This window comes from Algibacter ulvanivorans, assembly GCF_048381495.1.
In the GTDB taxonomy this organism is placed as follows: Bacteria; Bacteroidota; Bacteroidia; order Flavobacteriales; family Flavobacteriaceae; genus Algibacter_B; species Algibacter_B ulvanivorans.
Map to the genome: position 1 here is coordinate 92,889 of NZ_JBLWGD010000004.1, position 17,694 is coordinate 110,582.

Annotated in this window: 12 protein-coding genes; 6 read left to right on the plus strand and 6 right to left on the minus strand. The window is 33.6% G+C overall.

Annotated features, from left to right (window positions below):
• Positions 1-97: 97 nt before the first annotated feature.
• From ACNG5D_RS10900 to ACNG5D_RS10915, 4 genes are all read right to left on the minus strand, one after another.
• Complete coding sequence (locus ACNG5D_RS10900) at positions 98-1,336, minus strand: ammonium transporter (protein WP_418183553.1); 1,239 nt, start codon at positions 1,334-1,336, stop codon at positions 98-100.
• 21 nt (positions 1,337-1,357) lie between these two features.
• Positions 1,358-1,696 carry a P-II family nitrogen regulator gene (locus ACNG5D_RS10905; protein WP_418183554.1) on the minus strand — a complete coding sequence of 113 codons (339 nt, stop codon included), beginning with the start codon at positions 1,694-1,696 and terminating at the stop codon, positions 1,358-1,360.
• A 158-nt stretch (positions 1,697-1,854) separates the two neighbouring features.
• Positions 1,855-3,141: an ammonium transporter gene (locus ACNG5D_RS10910; protein WP_418183555.1), complete on the minus strand. Its 1,287-nt coding sequence runs from the start codon at positions 3,139-3,141 to the stop codon at positions 1,855-1,857.
• 96 nt (positions 3,142-3,237) lie between these two features.
• A complete protein-coding gene (locus ACNG5D_RS10915; RefSeq protein ID WP_418183783.1) occupies positions 3,238-4,218 on the minus strand; it encodes an outer membrane beta-barrel protein in 981 nt (326 codons plus the stop codon).
• Between the two features lie 508 nt (positions 4,219-4,726).
• Between ACNG5D_RS10915 and gltB the strand changes: the two genes are divergently transcribed.
• The 6 genes from gltB to ACNG5D_RS10945 all read left to right on the plus strand — a co-directional run bounded on the left by gltB (position 4,727) and on the right by ACNG5D_RS10945 (position 14,746).
• A complete protein-coding gene (gene gltB / locus ACNG5D_RS10920) occupies positions 4,727-9,241 on the plus strand; it encodes a glutamate synthase large subunit (protein WP_418183556.1) in 4,515 nt (1,504 codons plus the stop codon).
• Between the two features lie 4 nt (positions 9,242-9,245).
• On the plus strand, positions 9,246-10,709 hold the full coding sequence (locus ACNG5D_RS10925) for a glutamate synthase subunit beta (RefSeq protein ID WP_418183557.1): 1,464 nt from the start codon (positions 9,246-9,248) through the stop codon (positions 10,707-10,709).
• Positions 10,710-10,957: 248 nt separating this feature from the next.
• Positions 10,958-12,265, plus strand: coding sequence for a hypothetical protein (locus tag ACNG5D_RS10930; protein ID WP_418183558.1), 1,308 nt, complete (start codon positions 10,958-10,960; stop codon positions 12,263-12,265).
• A gap of 18 nt (positions 12,266-12,283) precedes the next feature.
• Positions 12,284-12,811, plus strand: a complete 528-nt coding sequence (locus tag ACNG5D_RS10935) for a hypothetical protein (protein ID WP_418183559.1) — start codon at positions 12,284-12,286, stop codon at positions 12,809-12,811.
• Positions 12,812-12,830: 19 nt separating this feature from the next.
• Positions 12,831-13,793 carry a DUF6175 family protein gene (locus ACNG5D_RS10940; RefSeq protein WP_418183560.1) on the plus strand — a complete coding sequence of 321 codons (963 nt, stop codon included), beginning with the start codon at positions 12,831-12,833 and terminating at the stop codon, positions 13,791-13,793.
• A 14-nt stretch (positions 13,794-13,807) separates the two neighbouring features.
• Positions 13,808-14,746 (plus strand): hypothetical protein, encoded by a 939-nt coding sequence (locus ACNG5D_RS10945; protein WP_418183561.1) that lies wholly within the window; start codon positions 13,808-13,810, stop codon positions 14,744-14,746.
• A gap of 74 nt (positions 14,747-14,820) precedes the next feature.
• Here ACNG5D_RS10945 and ACNG5D_RS10950 read toward each other — a convergent pair whose 3' ends face one another.
• Together ACNG5D_RS10950 and ACNG5D_RS10955 are read right to left on the minus strand one after the other, a co-directional pair.
• Positions 14,821-15,570, minus strand: a complete 750-nt coding sequence (locus tag ACNG5D_RS10950) for a LytR/AlgR family response regulator transcription factor (protein WP_418183562.1) — start codon at positions 15,568-15,570, stop codon at positions 14,821-14,823.
• A gap of 1 nt (position 15,571) precedes the next feature.
• On the minus strand, positions 15,572-17,395 hold the full coding sequence (locus tag ACNG5D_RS10955; RefSeq protein ID WP_418183563.1) for a tetratricopeptide repeat-containing sensor histidine kinase: 1,824 nt from the start codon (positions 17,393-17,395) through the stop codon (positions 15,572-15,574).
• Between the last annotated feature and the right edge of the window lie 299 nt (positions 17,396-17,694).

The window sequence follows — 17,694 nt, forward strand, 5'->3', positions numbered from 1 at the left end:
GTAAAGCCCGACCCTTGTGGTAACGCCCAAATAAAAAAAAGGACGCCTTACATAATGCAAGACATCCTTTTATCAAACTAAACTATATTTTTATTGATTAATGCTCATTTAATCTAAAATCTGGATAAGCATCCATACCATGCTCATGCGCATCTAAACCTTCAAGTTCTTCTTTTTCTGAAACTCTAATACCTACTGTTTTCTTTAATATAAAGAATATTAAGAAAGAGGATACTATACATATTAATGCATAACAAGCTACTCCGGTTAATTGTGCTAAAAATGTATGTTCTGGATTTGTTGAGAAAATCCCAACTGCTAAAGTTCCCCATACTCCACATACTAAGTGCACAGCAATAGCTCCAACAGGATCGTCTAACCTAATGGCATCTATAAAACTAACTGCAAAAACAATAAGTGCGCCAGCTATGGCTCCTATTAATATAGCACTTTCTGGAGTCATAACATCTGCTCCCGCGGTAATACCTACTAATCCGCCTAAAACACCATTTAAAAACATAGTTAAATCTAAATTTTTATATTTTATAAACGATACCAATGCAGCAATTACACCACCAGCTGCTGCTGCTAAACATGTTGTTACTAATGTTAATGATGTTAATTCTGGATCTGCAGAAAGCACAGAACCACCGTTAAAACCAAACCAGCCTAACCATAAAATTAATACTCCAGCTGTAGCTAACGGGATATTATGTCCTGGTATGGCTTGTGGCTTTCCATTTTTATCGAACTTACCAATTCTAGATCCTAATAACCAAACAGCTACTAAAGCTGCCCATCCACCAACGGAATGTACTAAAGTAGATCCAGCAAAATCATAAAACCCTAATTCATCTAAAAATCCGCCACCCCATTTCCATGATCCAGCAATTGGGTATATTAAACCAACATAAACAATTGTAAAAATCATAAATGGTCCAATTTTCATACGTTCAGCAACAGCTCCAGATACTATGGTAGCTGCGGTTGCAGCAAACATACCTTGAAATAAGAAATCGGTCCAATAGGTATACCCTTCGTTATATGTTAAATCTAAGGTGCCTTCGGCTGTTAAAGGTGCATCAAAACCAAAACCTGCAAAACCTAAAATACCCGAAGCATCTTCGGCAAAACCAGGATACATTAAGTTAAATCCTACTATGTAATATAGCAATAGTCCTACCGTAATAATAAAAATGTTTTTAAATAATATGTTTATTGTGTTTTTTTGTCTAGTTAACCCAATTTCTAAAAATGCAAAACCTGTATGCATAAAGAAAACGAGTGCAGTACAGATCATCATCCATACATTATTAGTTGTTAGTAATCCTTCCATTATATATTTTTTAGTAATTTTTTATTTTAAAGTGTCTGAACCTTTTTCTCCTGTTCGTATTCTATAACACTCGTTTATGTCTGAAACAAAGATTTTCCCGTCTCCAACTTCGCCTGTACTAGCCGCTTTAAGAAGCGTTTTTATTGTTATTTCTTCAAAATCGTCATTAACAACAATAGACAAATGCCTACGTTGAATATCGCTTGTGCTATATGATACACCTCTGTATACATGACCTTCTTTTTCGTTACCTAAACCAGTTACATCCCAATAAGAAAAAAAGTTTACACCAACTTCATGTAAAGCTTCTTTAACTACGCGGTATTTTGATTTTCTAATAATTGCTTCAATTTTTTTCATAATTCATTTATCTTATAATTGTTTAGTTTGTAAAATAGGAATTTTATTTTTTTGATTATAAAATCTTAAAACACTATTATTTTAAGTCTATATTAAAAATTTAAAAGACGCCTTATTTTACAAAGGCATCTTTTAAATAAAGATTTAATTGTATAAAACTACTCTTCAACTTCTCTTTGTCTTTTACCTGGATATGCTATTGAGCCATGCTCTGTCCAATCTAGACCTGCAATTTCTTCGGCCTCTGTAACTCTTAAACCAATGGTTTTTTTCATAATACCCAAGAAAAGGAACGATAATCCTATTGCCCAAGCAGCATAAGCTATTACTCCAATAGCTTGAGCTCCTAATTGAGCTGCACCACCGCCATTAAAAATACCTATACCTGCATCGCCATCAACACCCCAAAGACCTATTACTAAAGTTCCCCAAGCGCCAACAACACCATGCACAGATATTGCGCCAACTGCATCATCGATTTTTAATTTTCTTTCTATGAACTGAATTGAAAAAACCACAAGAATACCTCCAATTAATCCAGCTAAAACTGCGCCGCCTTCTGTCATGTTACCACAACCTGCGGTAATACTAACAAGACCAGCTAAGGCTCCATTTAGTGTCATACTTAAATTTGGTTTCCCGTCTTTAAGCCAAGTTAATAACAAAGCTCCTAAAGTACCTGCAGCAGCAGCCAAGTTTGTAACCAATACAACTTGCGAAGCGGCTGTAGCGTCATCTCCACCCCAAGCTAATTGAGAACCACCATTAAAACCAAACCATCCTAACCATAGAATAAATACACCTAACGTTGCATACATTTGGTTATGCCCGTGTAATTCTACAGCTTTTCCGTTAAGATATTTTCCAATTCTTGGACCAACCATCCAAGCAGCAACAAGAGCAGCCCATCCACCAACTGAATGAACTATTGACGATCCTGCAAAATCGATAAATTCGGCTGGCATTATGCTATCGGTATTATTTAACCAACCACCATTCCATTCCCAACCTCCAGCAATTGGATAAATAAAGGCTGTTAATATAATACTGAATATAGCGTATGTTGTATATTTAGTTCTACCTGCAATAGCTCCAGAAACAATAGTTGCAGCTGTTGCGGCAAATACTGTTTGGAAAAATAAATCTGCTGCGCCTTGAGAAAAAGTAAATCCTCCCCAATGGAAGAAACCTCCGCCCATATCTGCGCCATACATTAAAGAGTATCCTATAAACCAGAAGGCTAAAGAACCTACGGCTATATCTAGGAAATTCTTCATGGCTATGTTTACAGCATTTTTAGAATCTGTCATTCCAGACTCAACTAAAAAGAAACCTGCTTGCATGAAAAACACTAGGATACCAGAAAGTAGCATCCACATCATTCCCATGTCGCCTTCAACAGCAGCTGTATCTTGTAATATAAGGGGCATGTTTAATATAGACATAATAAATAATTTTTAGGGTTAGTTAATTTAAATAAGGTAAGTTCTTACTAAGAGAACTTACCTTATTCTCTTTTTTTTTACTTACTTTTTACACTTTTAGAAAGCGTAGATTGCAGCTAAAGTAAAGGCTGCCAAACTTGATTCTTCTTGAATACCATCATCGCTTAAAAATGGCTCAAAATCATTATTCCAAGAGTCTAATCTAATTTCTGGCTTAATAGTTAAGTTTTCTAAACTATAGCTACCTGTTAAGGTTAAAGCTAATACACTTGGTAAATCGTCAACATCTTTTGCATGAAATCCAAACATCTCGCCTCTTAATCCTAAAGAAAAAGCATCAGAAGTTGCTAATTGTGGATATAATGCTACACCATAAAACCCAGCATCATTACTTGTTTGGTATGCACCGTTTATACCTAAGAAGAAATCGTCAGACAAATCAAAACCTCCTGTATAGTCAATTTCAAAACCTAACACCTCATCATCATCATAATAAAGGTTTAAAAACTGACCCGCATAACCTAACTGAGCACCTAAAGCATAACCACCTGTCATATTATTATTAACATCGGTTGGGTTCATAAATGCTAGCATTAAACTAAAATCGTCTCCTAAAGTAAAATCTGCTTTTAACCCTACATGAGAAAATGGCCCACTTGAAAACAAATAAGATGTGCTATAGTTAAAGTTACCTGTTGGAGAAATAACCTCGTAACCTAAAAACGTATTAAAACGCCCCATGGTTAATGTTGTTCCTTCAGAAACATTCCAGTAAGCATATAATTGATTTAAGTTATAACCTCCAACTGCCGCATCACCTCTTGGTCCAAAAACAACATCGGCAACTACTCCAGTTTTCTCACCTTCGTATGCAGCAATAATATTAGCCATACCTAAAGCAAATCCTGTTTCATCGGCAAACGATGTTCCAAATGAATCGTTTAACGCATCTGAAGATGTTAAGTTTGTTTGATAGTAAGCATCAACGCTACCGCTTATAGATACTTTTTTACCTTCTTCTTGAGCAAATATTGCTGTTGCTACAAAAAGCATTGAAAGTGTAATAATTTTTTTCATCATTGTTATATTTTTAAGTTATTTAATTTATTAGATCTAAATTTTGATTAGTTATTTGTTTGAGTGTTTTTTTAGACCTAAACTTCCTTAAGAACGACGCTAAACTATATTAAAAACTTTTAACCCCCATAAAAAATAGGGGTGTTTAGTTAATTTTTATTAATATTTAATTTTGAACCCTATTTTTTTAAGGGTATTACTTTAAAAAATAGATTTTTTGGTTTTTTAACAACCTCGGAGATTGAATTATTAGCAATATTTATCGAATTTCAATGCTATTAATTTCATTTATTAAAAATTTTATTAACATAAATTCAGATATACATATATATTAATAGATTTTTGGTTTGATTATTTATTAAAAAAAAGAGGTAATATTGATATATAATTATTTTTATAACCCATTGACTTCTAAAATCGAAATAATGAAAAGCGCCTATTGTAATTCACAACCTTAGAATGTATCTTAGCTTTTCAACTCAAGTTTTTAACTAATTTATTGTTGATTATGATTAAGAAACAAGGACTTTATTTACCAGAATTTGAACACGAAAACTGTGGCGCTGGTTTTATTTGTAATCTTAAAGGAGAGAAGACAAATCAAATTATTCATGACGCCTTAGAAATTCTTGTTAAATTGGAACACCGCGGTGGTGTAAGTGCAGATGGAAAAACTGGTGATGGTGCCGGGTTATTAATTGATATCCCTCATGACTATTTTAAACGCGTTTGCGATTTTGAAATTCCAGAACAACGCGAGTACGCTGTTGGTATGGTATTTTTACCTAAAGTTACCAACCAATACAACTTTTGTAAAACCACTTTTGAAAACGAAGTAAAAGCGCAAGGGCTTACTATTTTAGGATGGCGAAAAGTTCCTGTAGACTCTTCTCAGCTAGGGCAAATAGCACTTGCTTCCGAACCTAATATAGAACAACTTTTTATAGGTAAAACAGAAGCTATAGACGAAGCTACTTTTAAAGCAAAATTATATGCTGCGAGAAAAATAACAGAACACGCTATAAGAAACTCTAAAATATCTGAAAGCAATTATTTTTACGTACCAAGTTTATCTACAACTACCTTAATATATAAAGGTATAATTATGCCTGAAGATATTGGGCCATATTATACCGATTTACAACAGATAGACCTTGTAACGCGTTTAGCTTTAGTTCACCAACGTTTCTCCACAAACACTATGCCTACTTGGGAGCTAGCGCAACCGTTCCGTCACATGTGCCAAAATGGTGAAATAAATACGCTTCGTGGAAATGTTAGCAGAATGCGTGTTCGTGAAGAAATCATGAAAAGTGATGTTTTTGGCCCGCAAATAGATAAATTATTCCCAATAATACTACCCGGAAAATCAGATTCTGCATCAATGGATATGGTCGTAGAATTATTAACTCACACAGGCAGATCGTTACCAGAAATTATGATGATGATGATTCCTGAAGCTTGGGAAAAACACGCAACCATGTCTGAAGAGCGTAAAGCTTTTTACGAATATAATGCCTGCATCATGGAGCCTTGGGATGGCCCTGCTTCTGTACCATTTACAGATGGCGATTATATAGGTGCCTTACTTGATAGAAATGGCTTAAGACCATCTAGATATACAGTTACCAAAAGCGGAAAACTAATCATGTCGTCAGAAATTGGTGTTGTAGATGTTGCACCTGAAGATGTAAAAGAACACGGAAGATTAGAACCAGGAAAAATGTTCTTGGTAGATATGAATGAAGGACGCATAATAGGTGACGAGGAAATAAAAAGCAAAATAGTCTCAGAAAGACCATATAAAACTTGGTTAGACAAAACACGTTTACACTTAAAAAACGTACCATACACAAACGAAACTTGTCCAATAGAAACTATTGATATTAAAACACGACAACGTTTATTCAATTATACCTTTGAAGACATTCAAGAGGTTATAACACCAATGGCCATTGCTGGTAAAGAAGCTCTAGGTTCTATGGGAATAGACACACCATTAGCAGTTTTATCAGACAGGCCTCAACTAATATCAAACTATTTTAAACAATTATTCGCCCAAGTTACAAACCCACCGTTAGATGGTATTCGCGAAGAAATTGTAACAGATATAAGCTTAAATTTAGGAAAAGACAGAAATATTTTTAGCATTACTGAAAGACAATGCAGAAAGCTAAGAATACAAAACCCTGTTATTTCAAATGCCGATCTAGAAAAAATTAGAACCATTCAAATTGAAGGTTTTAAAACCGAAACTATTCAAATGTTATACCCAAAAGTACAAGGTATGAATGGTTTAGAAAATGCTCTAGACAACATTATTATTCAAATTGAAAAAGCATTAGAAAGAAAAACAAATATTATTATTCTTTCTGATAGAGGCGTAAACCAAGAGTTAGCCCCAATACCAGCTTTATTAGCTTGTTCATATGTAAACCACCAATTAAACCGTTTGCGTAAGCGTTCTTATTTCGATATTATTATTGAATCTGCCGAACCTCGCGAGCCTCATCATTTTGCAACCCTATTTGGTTACGGCGCAAGTGCTATTAACCCATATATGGTTAACGAAATTATTAGAATGCAAGTTAAAGATGGCTTCATTACTGGTATGGACGAACAAAAAGCCGTTGATAATTTCAATAAAGCTATAGGTAAAGGTATTTTAAAAGTGATGAATAAAATTGGAATCTCTACATTACACTCATACAGAGGTTCTCAAATTTTCGAAATTGTTGGTTTCAACTCTCAATTTGTCGAAAAATACTTCCCTTATACCGCCTCAAGAATAGAAGGTATTGGTTTATACGAAATTGAAAAAGAAATTGACCAACGCTACAAACAAGCCTATCCAGATAACTCTATCGATAAAAATTTAGGACTCAATATTGGTGGCGATTACAGATGGAGACGTAATGGAGAACGCCACCTATTTAACCCTACAACCGTAGCAAAATTACAACAAGCAGTTAGATTAAGCGACCAGAAAAGTTACGACGTTTACGCAAAAGCCATAAACGAGCAATCTGAAAACTTAATGACCATTCGCGGATTATTTGAATTTGACAACCTAGATCCTATTCCTTTAGATGAAGTAGAACCTTGGACAGAAATAGTTAAAAAATTTAAAACCGGAGCCATGTCCTATGGATCCATTTCTCGCGAAGCGCATGAGAATTTAGCCATAGCTATGAATAGAATTGGAGGAAAATCTAATTCTGGAGAAGGAGGAGAAGACAGAAAACGTTTCCAAAAAGATATTAATGGAGATAGCAGAAACTCTGCTATAAAACAAGTAGCATCTGGGCGTTTTGGTGTAACATCGCATTATTTAACTAGCGCTAAAGAAATTCAAATAAAAATGGCGCAAGGTGCTAAACCTGGTGAAGGCGGACAATTACCCGGAGAAAAGGTATTACCTTGGATTGCAGCTGCAAGAAACTCGACACCATTTGTTGGGTTAATTTCGCCACCTCCGCATCACGATATTTATTCTATTGAAGATTTAGCTCAATTAATTTACGATTTAAAAAACGCAAATCGCGATGCTAGAATTAATGTAAAACTAGTATCAGAAGTAGGTGTAGGAACCATCGCCGCTGGTGTTGCAAAAGCAAAAGCCGATGTTGTATTAATTGCTGGTTATGATGGCGGCACAGGAGCATCGCCTTTAACCTCATTAAAACACGCAGGTTTACCATGGGAACTTGGTTTAGCCGAAGCCCAACAAACCCTAGTTTTAAATAATTTAAGAAGCCGAATCGTTGTAGAATGCGACGGGCAATTAAAAACAGGACGCGATGTAGCTATAGCCGCTTTATTAGGAGCCGAAGAGTTTGGCTTTGCAACAGCACCCTTAGTAGCTTCTGGTTGTATTATGATGCGTAAATGTCATTTAAACACCTGCCCAGTAGGTATTGCAACTCAAGATAAAGAGCTGCGTAAAAACTTTAAAGGCACACCAGAACATGTTATTAATTTCTTCTATTATATTGCAGAAGAACTTAGAGGTATCATGGCTCAATTAGGATTTAGAACTTTAGCCGAAATGGTTGGCCAAACGCATAAAATAAATGCTAATAAAGCAATAAAACACTACAAAGCTAAAGGTTTAGATTTATCAAGCATATTACACAGACCAACAGAATACAAACAACTTACTGTAAGAAACACAGAGAAACAAGATCATAACCTAGAAAAGGTTCTAGACTTTACAATATTAAAAGACTCGCACAGAGCGTTATACCGTAAAGAAAAAATGACTCTAACATACCCAATAAAAAACATTGATCGCACCGTTGGAGCCATAGTTAGTAACGAAATTTCAAAAATTTATGGGCATCTAGGTTTACCCGAAGACACCTTAAACATTAACTTTACTGGCTCTGCAGGGCAAAGCTTTGGTGCTTTTGGAGCACATGGTTTAACATTTACTCTAGAAGGTAATACAAACGATTATTTAGGTAAAGGTTTATCTGGAGCTAAACTCATTGTAAAAAAACCAACTAATGCAGATTTTATAGCAGAGAACAATATTATTGTTGGTAACGTTTGTTTATTCGGTGCTGTTGAAGGTGAAGCATATATAAACGGTATTGCCGGAGAGCGTTTTGCCGTAAGAAACTCTGGTGCTACCGCCGTAGTAGAAGGTGTAGGAGATCATTGTTGCGAATATATGACTGGTGGAAAAGTAATCGTTCTAGGAAAAACAGGTAGAAACTTTGCCGCAGGTATGAGTGGCGGTATTGCTTACGTATACGACCCTGAAAATAAATTTGTAAACGGATTATGTAATACAGAAACTATAGAGTTTGAAGACATTACAAATGAAGATGCAAATAACTTAAAACAATCTATTGAAAAACATACACTTTACACAAACAGTAGTCTTGGTAAAAAACTATTAGAAAACTGGGATACAAGCCTTGGCAATTTTGTGAAAGTAATGCCAATAGAGTACAAACGTGCATTAAAACGTTTAGAAACAGAAGAACCAATGGTAGAAGAATTAACAACAGCATAGTGTCATGGGAAAAGTAACTGGATTTAAAGAATTTGAAAGACAAGATGAAAATTACAAGCCTGTAGAAGAGCGTGTAAAACATTATAAAGAATTTACTGTACCTCTTTCTGAAAAAGAAATAACCAAACAAGGATCGCGTTGTATGGATTGTGGTATACCGTTTTGCCATAGTGGCTGTCCACTAGGAAACTTAATTCCTGATTTTAACCACATGGTGCACCAAGGCGAATGGCAAAAGGCCTCATGGATTTTACACTCAACAAACAACTTTCCTGAGTTTACAGGACGCTTATGCCCAGCACCTTGCGAGCAATCTTGCGTATTAGGCATTATTGAAGACCCCGTATCTATCGAAAACATAGAAAAAAATATTGTTGAGCGTGCTTTTAAAGAAGGCTGGATAAAACCACAACCACCAAAAACAAGAACAGGCAAAACCATTGCCATAGTTGGTTCTGGACCTGCTGGATTAGCAGCTGCACAACAACTAAATAGAGCTGGACACACCGTTACCGTTTTTGAACGCGATGATGAAATTGGAGGATTACTACGTTACGGTATTCCTAACTTTAAGATGGAAAAAGAAATTATAGACCGTCGTTTAGCTATTCTCGAAGCCGAAGGCATTACATTTAAAACCAATGTAAATGTTGGTGTAAATTATGATGTTAAACAATTAAAAGCCTTCGACTCGGTTGTACTTTGTGGAGGCGCAACAGAAAGACGAAGCTTACCAACACCTGGCATTAATGCCGATGGGGTTGTGCAAGCCATGGATTTCTTAACACAACAAACCAAAGTTGTTTTTGGCAAAAAAGTAGAAAACCAAGTATTAGCTACAGATAAAAATATAATTGTAATTGGAGGTGGAGATACCGGATCAGACTGTATAGGAACATCAAATCGTCAAGGTGCAAAATCGGTTGTAAATTTTGAAATTATGCCAAAACCACCAGGACATCGTTCGCCAACAACACCTTGGCCATTTTGGCCATTACAACTAAAAACCTCATCTTCTCATAAAGAAGGTGTGGAGCGTAACTGGCTAATAAACACCAAAGAGTTTATAAAAGATGAAAACGGAAAACTAACCGCTTTAAAAACAGTAAATGTCGAGTGGAAAATGGTTCCTGGTCAGCGTCCGCAGTTAATAGAAATTGAAGGCACCGAAAAAACTTGGCCTTGCGACTTAGCATTATTAGCCTTAGGTTTTACCGGACCAGAAAGCACATTAGCAGACAAATTAGGCATAGAAAAAGATGCCCGATCAAACTACAAAGCAGAATACGGAAAGTACCAAACAAACATTCCTAATGTATTTACAGCTGGAGATATGCGTCGCGGACAATCATTAATTGTTTGGGCCATATCTGAAGGAAGAGAAGCTGCAAGACAAGTAGATTTGTATTTAATGGGCAAATCTAATTTACCATCAAAAGATATTACTGGCGATTTGGTTGCCATGTAATTATAAATACATATTAGTGTTAAAAATGCGAACTTTTTTGTTCGCATTTTTTTATTCTAAAATACTACAAGAAACACACACCAAAACAGCACAACGAGAATTCGTGCACTTTATCTTTTTTATCTTACTACTTATTTAAACATAATTAAATTCATATCCCCTAAGGTTTATTAATAGCAAACATTTTATAATTAAATTTATAATACTTATTTTTTAGTGCTATTAATTAACCAAACCACTCTTTTAAAATGAAAACATTAAAGAAGCTCGTGCTTTTTTCTACCCTAATTTGTAATTGTTTAATCGTTTTATCTCAAGAATCTGCTGTAGACATTAAATACAAACGAAGTTCGCTACACACACTCATGATTAGTGATCTTGAACAAGAATATATTGATACCATTCAAAACATATTTATTAATGCTCCTTTAATAGATAAATTTAACAACCATATAGTTAAGAATCGTTTAATTCCTAAAACAGATTCTACATTTGTCTACATACCTGCTTCAGAAGAAGAAGATAAACCTAAAAAAAAGAGCGGCTTTCTTTCAAAAATTAAAATTAAGTCTGAAAAAAAACAAGATGAAGAAGCACACAAACACCTAGCTATTCTTAATTACCTAAATACTAATGGCATAGCTAAAGAAATGGTTGCAAAATGGTTTAACCGAAGTGAAACTGGAGGTTTTAACATGGATTTAATTGCCGAACGTGGTTACTATAACGCTTCAGATTTAGATGTGAAAATTGCAAATAGTAGCGAGCGTGGTTCTGCATTACTAGCCGATGCCGGAGAAGCTTTAATAAAAAATACATTTGTTATAGTAAACGATTTTAAATACACCAATAAAGAAGAAGTAGCCACTAAAGCAAAAGGACTTCTTAGCGCAATAGGAGATGTTGCTGCGTTAGCCGGAAAAGATGATATTGCAAATGCAGCAACATTAACCTCGGCTGGTGTAGAAGTAGCTGGAAAAGGATATGTTATAAAAACTAAAGCCCACTTATATAAACTAGCATGGACCGATGAAGTTGCTGCCATATTTTATAATGATTTTTGGACTGACGATGCAGCATTAGATCAATCTAAAGTTGATGCTTTTAATAACACAAATATTTTTAAATTTGAATACGTAGGAACCGAAACATCATGGGCAGATATACAAAGCACCTCTTTTACTAAAAAAAGCAATGCCGATTTAATAAGTGTAGCTACTGTAAGAGCTGTTGATAATGTTATTGCAAAACTACAACGCGAATTTGAAGTTTTTAGAACAAAAACACCATTACTAAGCTCCGACCCTTTATCGGCTAAAATAGGCCTAAAAGAAGGTTTAGAAAAAGGAGATAAGTATGAAGTTCTAGAACAGGTATTAAATGAAAATGGAGTTGTAGAGTACAAGCGATTAGGAGTTATAAAAGTTGAAAAAGACCTTATTTGGGATAATCGATTTAATGCCAATGAAGAAAACACATCCGAACTAGAATACACTACATTTAGTGGTTCTAAAAACAAATACTATGCTGGTATGCTAATAAGACAAATAAATTAATATAAAACCTTAATTACTATGATACAAAAAACCAAAACACTACTCATTCTAATGGCCTTTATGGTAATTAGCCTTGGTGCAAACGCCCAATGGAAAAATGAAAAAGCAAACAGAGACACAGAAATTTTTCGTTATGATATAGAATGCGAAGGCATTGCTAAACTAGGCTCAAAACTGGTAAAAGTTTGGTCTTATTCTAAAAACCCAAAGCACGCTATTTCGCATGCCATGAAAAACGCAGTTCACGGCATTATTTTTAAAGGTTTTGCTGGAGGCGGACAAGGGTGCACATCTTTCAGCCCATTATTAAAAACAGCTAAAAATGCTTCTGATCATGCCGCTTTTTTTGAAGCTTTTTTTGCAGATGGAGGCGACTACCTAAGATATGTGTCTTCTGCTACAGATGGCAATATAGCTCCTGGAGATCGACTTAAAATAAGCCGTCGTGAATATAAAATTGGAGCCGTTGTTAATGTACAAACAGATATGCTTAGAAAACGATTAGAAGAAGAAGGCATTATTAGAGGCCTAACTTCTGGTTTTTAACTTAAAAAAATCAAATCTTATGAAAAAACAAATTAAACTTCACTTAGCATATTGCTTAATTTTATTAACCACAGTAGCTTTTAGTCAAGCTAAAAAACCTACACTTATGGTTGTGCCAAGCGATGCTTGGTGTATAAAAAACGGATATGTTTTAAATTTTGACGATCAAGGCACCATGGTACAAATACCAGATTACCAAAAAGCCTTTCAGCAGGATACCGATGTGCTTTTAGTAATTAGCCAAATAAACGGCATGATGGCCGATAGAGGTTTTCCTTTAAAAAACATGGAATCTGCCATAAAAACCTTAAAATCTAACTCGGCAGAAGACAATATGCGTTCTTCAAAAAACTCGGGAAGCGGAGTTACAGAAAACCCAATTGATGCATTAAAAAAAGTTGCAAAAGCAGATATTATCATGCAATTAACATGGGTTGTAAATAAAACTGGCCCAAAAAAATCTATAACTTTTAACCTTCAAGGACTAGATGCTTATACCGACAAACAAATAGCAACTGCTGCTGGTACTGGAGCACCATCGTTTTCTGCAGAAACACCTGTTTTATTATCCGAAGCCGTTTTAGCTCACATGGATAAATTTACAGAAAGACTTCAAGCTCATTTTGATGATATGTTTGAAAACGGAAGAGAAATTATAATACGTATTCAAAAATGGGATGATTGGGATGGCGATTTAGAAACTGAATACGGAGATGACGATGAAGAATTAGGATATATTATTGAAGACTGGTTAGCCGACAACACGGTAAAAGGCAGATTTAGTACTACAGATATGACCGAAAGTATGGCTTTATTTGAACAAGTTAGAATTCCGCTATACAACGATAAAAACAGAGCTATTGATGCTAGAAGATATACTAGCGGACTTAGCAAATTCTTAAAAGGCGCACCTTACAACATACCTAACAAATTAGTTATGAAAGGTCTAGGTAGAGCTACTATAATTTTAGGTGGTAAATAAAAAAATATAGAAAAATGAAAAACATAATTTATAGTTTAGTGTTTCTTAGTTCATTAACACTAATGGCTCAAAACGATATTAATTACGATGGTATATTTATAGGTTCCTATGTTCCGCATCAAATCGAGCATGTTCCGCAAGGCGCTAAAAAAATGTTATCAAATAAGTTAAATCAAATAATAACAAGTAAAGGTATTGCCAATAACAACTACAACGGACGCTTTATTATTACACCAAACATTACGGTATTAAGTAAAGATATTGTAGCAAGTGCACCACCAAAAATTGCTTTAAACCTTGAGGTTACATTTTATATTGGCGATGGTATAGAGGGTACTGTTTTTGCTAGCGAATCTATAAACGCAAAAGGTGTTGGCACTAACGAGAATAAAGCGTATATGGCTGCCATTAGACAAATAAGAGCCAAAAGCCCTATACTTCAAGATTTTGTAAAAAACGGCAAAAAACGAGTTATTGAGTATTACAATAATAACTGCAATTTAGTTCTAAAAAAAGTGGATAGATTAAGCGCACAAAACAACTACGAAGAAGCTTTAGCCACTATTGCTGGCGTGCCAGAAGTTAGCTCTTGTTTTGATAAGTTTAAAAACAAAATTAACACTATTTATATTAAAGCAATAAATGTTAGTTGTAAACGCAAATTAAACGAAGCAAGTAGTATTTGGGCAGCCAATCAAGATTTAAATGCCGCAAACGAAGCTGGGGCAATTCTTGCAACTATTGAACCTCAAGCAGATTGTTTTGGAGAGGTAAAAGCACTTTATCAAAATATCTCAGAGCGTATTAAAGCCAAAGAATTATTAGATAGAGATTGGCAATATAAACTTAAAGAATTAGATGTTAAAAGATCTAGTATTCAAGCTGCAAGAGACATAGGTGTTGCTTATGGTTTAAACCAGCAACCGGTTTATAACATTAGAGGTTGGTATTAATTTAATATATTAATTAATAAAAATAAAAAATGCGAACTTAAATAGTTCGCATTTTTTATTAATACTAGATAGCATCAAGACAAACGTATAAATTTTTTCATAAACTCATCCTTACGTCTTATTGATACATCAATATTAGTATTGTCTTTCATGGTTACATACCCGCCCTTACCTTTGGTATATTTTTTCACATAAAATAAATTAACTAGGTAAGAGTTATGCACCCTAAAAAAATGATTGTTTAAAAGTAATTTTTCAAAGGTTTTTAAGGTTTTAGAGGTTGTTATTTTATCTCCTTGTTTAGTATAGATATGCGTATAATTTACATCGGCATTACAGTATAAAATATCGGATACCTCAACAAACACATAACCATCTGGTGTGGCGATGCTAATTCTTTTTAAAGCTTTTTCTACCTTTAAGTTATGAAGCAATACATCAATTTTATTTTTTAAAAAGGAGGTTTCAACAACATTTTTAAGTTTTAAAACCGTAGTATGAAAATCATCTTTATCAATAGGTTTTAACAAATAATCTAAAGCGCTAAAACGAAAAGCTTCAACAGCATAGGTTTCAAAAGCTGTTGTAAAAACAACATTAAAGTTTATGTTTTTAACTTGTTTTAAAAAATCGAACCCTGTTTGGTTATGTATTTTAACATCTAAAAACACTAATTCTGGTTTTAGCTTTTCTGTACCTTCTAATCCGGCTTCAACAGTATTAAAAGTGCCAATAATATTAAACACATCTGGATAATTTGATGCTAATTTTAATACGACATCGGTACAATGCTGCTCATCGTCTATTATTATCGTTTTTATCATATTAAAAAGCCAATTTTAAAGGTAGTTTAACTTCAACGGTTACACCTTGGTTTTTATCAATTATGTTTAAGCTTCCTTTGGTATTTCTTTGTGCGTTTACAATATCTATTCTATTTTTTGTTAAGTTTATACCTAACGATTTTTTTTCTTTACTAACCTGTACAACTTCTTTTCTTCCTACACCATTATCATCTACAATACAAAATAACATATCATTCTCTTTTTTAAACACTATGTTTATGTGGCCTTCGTTTTTCATTTGCGCGATACCGTGCCATATACTGTTTTCTAAAAATGGCTGTAGAATTAACGGTGGTATTAAAGTATTATTAGCATCAATATCTTGATTTACTTTTATGGTATATGTAAAGCTATTATTTAGTCGTTTTTTTTCTATTTCTAAATAGTTTTCTAGAAGTTCTATATCATGTTTTAGAAGCACTTCCTTTTCGGTTGATGTTTCTAATGTTTTTCTAATTAATTTAGAAAATTTAGTTAAATAATTTGTAGCAGACTCTGTATCGTTTTTTATAATATAACTATTAATGGAATTAAGTGAATTAAAAATAAAATGCGGATTCATTTGAGCTCTTAAAACCTTTAACTCGGTATCTGTTACCTTGTTTTTAAATTCTATTTCTTTAGACTTAGCAATAGCTAATTGCTTTCTTCTAAATAATATTACACCAATAATTATAGCTATAATTACAACCAAACCAATTATTAACGTTGTATTTTTAATAAGTTTTTGTTTATTAATTTCTTCTTGAGCTATAAGTTGTTGTTTTTCGTGCTCTGCATTTAACACTTGTTTTTCGAGGTTATATTTATGCTTTGCTTCTAGCTTAGCTAGTTCTTCTTTATTTTGCATAGCATTAAAACTATCTAAAAGTTTAATATGTGTTTTATATGCGTTAAGTGCTTTTTTATTTTGGTTTCTGTGCTCGTAAATATTAGTTAAAATTTGCCAGGCATTGGCCTCCCACTCTATAGCTCCAATTTTTTTGGCTAATCCTAAAGCTCTTTTGGTATAAATTTCGCCCTGGTTATAATTATACTGAAGTATACTAATATTACTTAAATTATTAAAAGCTACAGCCTCGACATAAACATCGTTAATCTGTTTTGCTAGTTTTTGCGCATTTTGGTAATAAAATATGGCTTTTTTAAAGTTGTTTTTTCGTTTATAGGCCAATCCTATATTTAATAAAATACTTACTTCAAACCTTTTGTTTCCTTCTTTTTTTGCTAATGTTAATGCGTTTTCTAAATATGTTACACCCTCATCAATAAATGCTTCTTGCTCTATTAAAACCGTTCCTATATTTGTTAATGCTATAATTTGAGATGTGTTGTCTTTTAATTTTTCTGAAATAGATAATAGCTTTTTATAGTTTGTTAAAGCCTTATCAAAATCTCCAGAATCTGAGTAAATATTGGCTAAATTATTATATATACTAGACTCTAAAAGCTCGCTATCTTCAATATTTTTTACAACCTCTAAAGCTTTATAAAAGTTTTCTGTGGCCTTTAAAATGTTTCCTTGCCTGTAATAAACTATGCCTTTTTGCCTATATGATAAAACTAACCCTTTATCCCATTTAATATAAGTGGCTATATTTAATGCTTCGTTTACTAATTGATAGGATTTTGAAAAGTCTTTTCGAGCAAGTTTAAATGATGTTTTAATTAATAGCTCTGTTCGTATGGAATCTTTTTTTGTGTGCTTTTCTAAAAGATTATAAAGCGAATCTAATTCTTTTTTTTCTTGAGAATTTAAAACGGTAGCTATTAAAAGTATTAAACAGTAAAAACTTTTCTTCATAAATAAAAATCTAGATCGAAAAAAGGATTCAATTAAGATTTAAAAATACAAATAAGTGACAGAATAATCTTTATTAAAACCTTAAAAAAGTCTACAAATAATAAACAAATGCCTACGAATAATAATTTAACATAGCCTACTAACCCCTTAACACTTAATTTTATAGTAGCTATTAATCAAATTATTCTTTATTATGAAATCCCTCAACCATAAATACGCTGCTATTGTTTTATGCACTCTGTTTTTGTGTAACTACAAAATATTTTTTTAGTTAAAAAGTAACACAAAATTATCCCCTA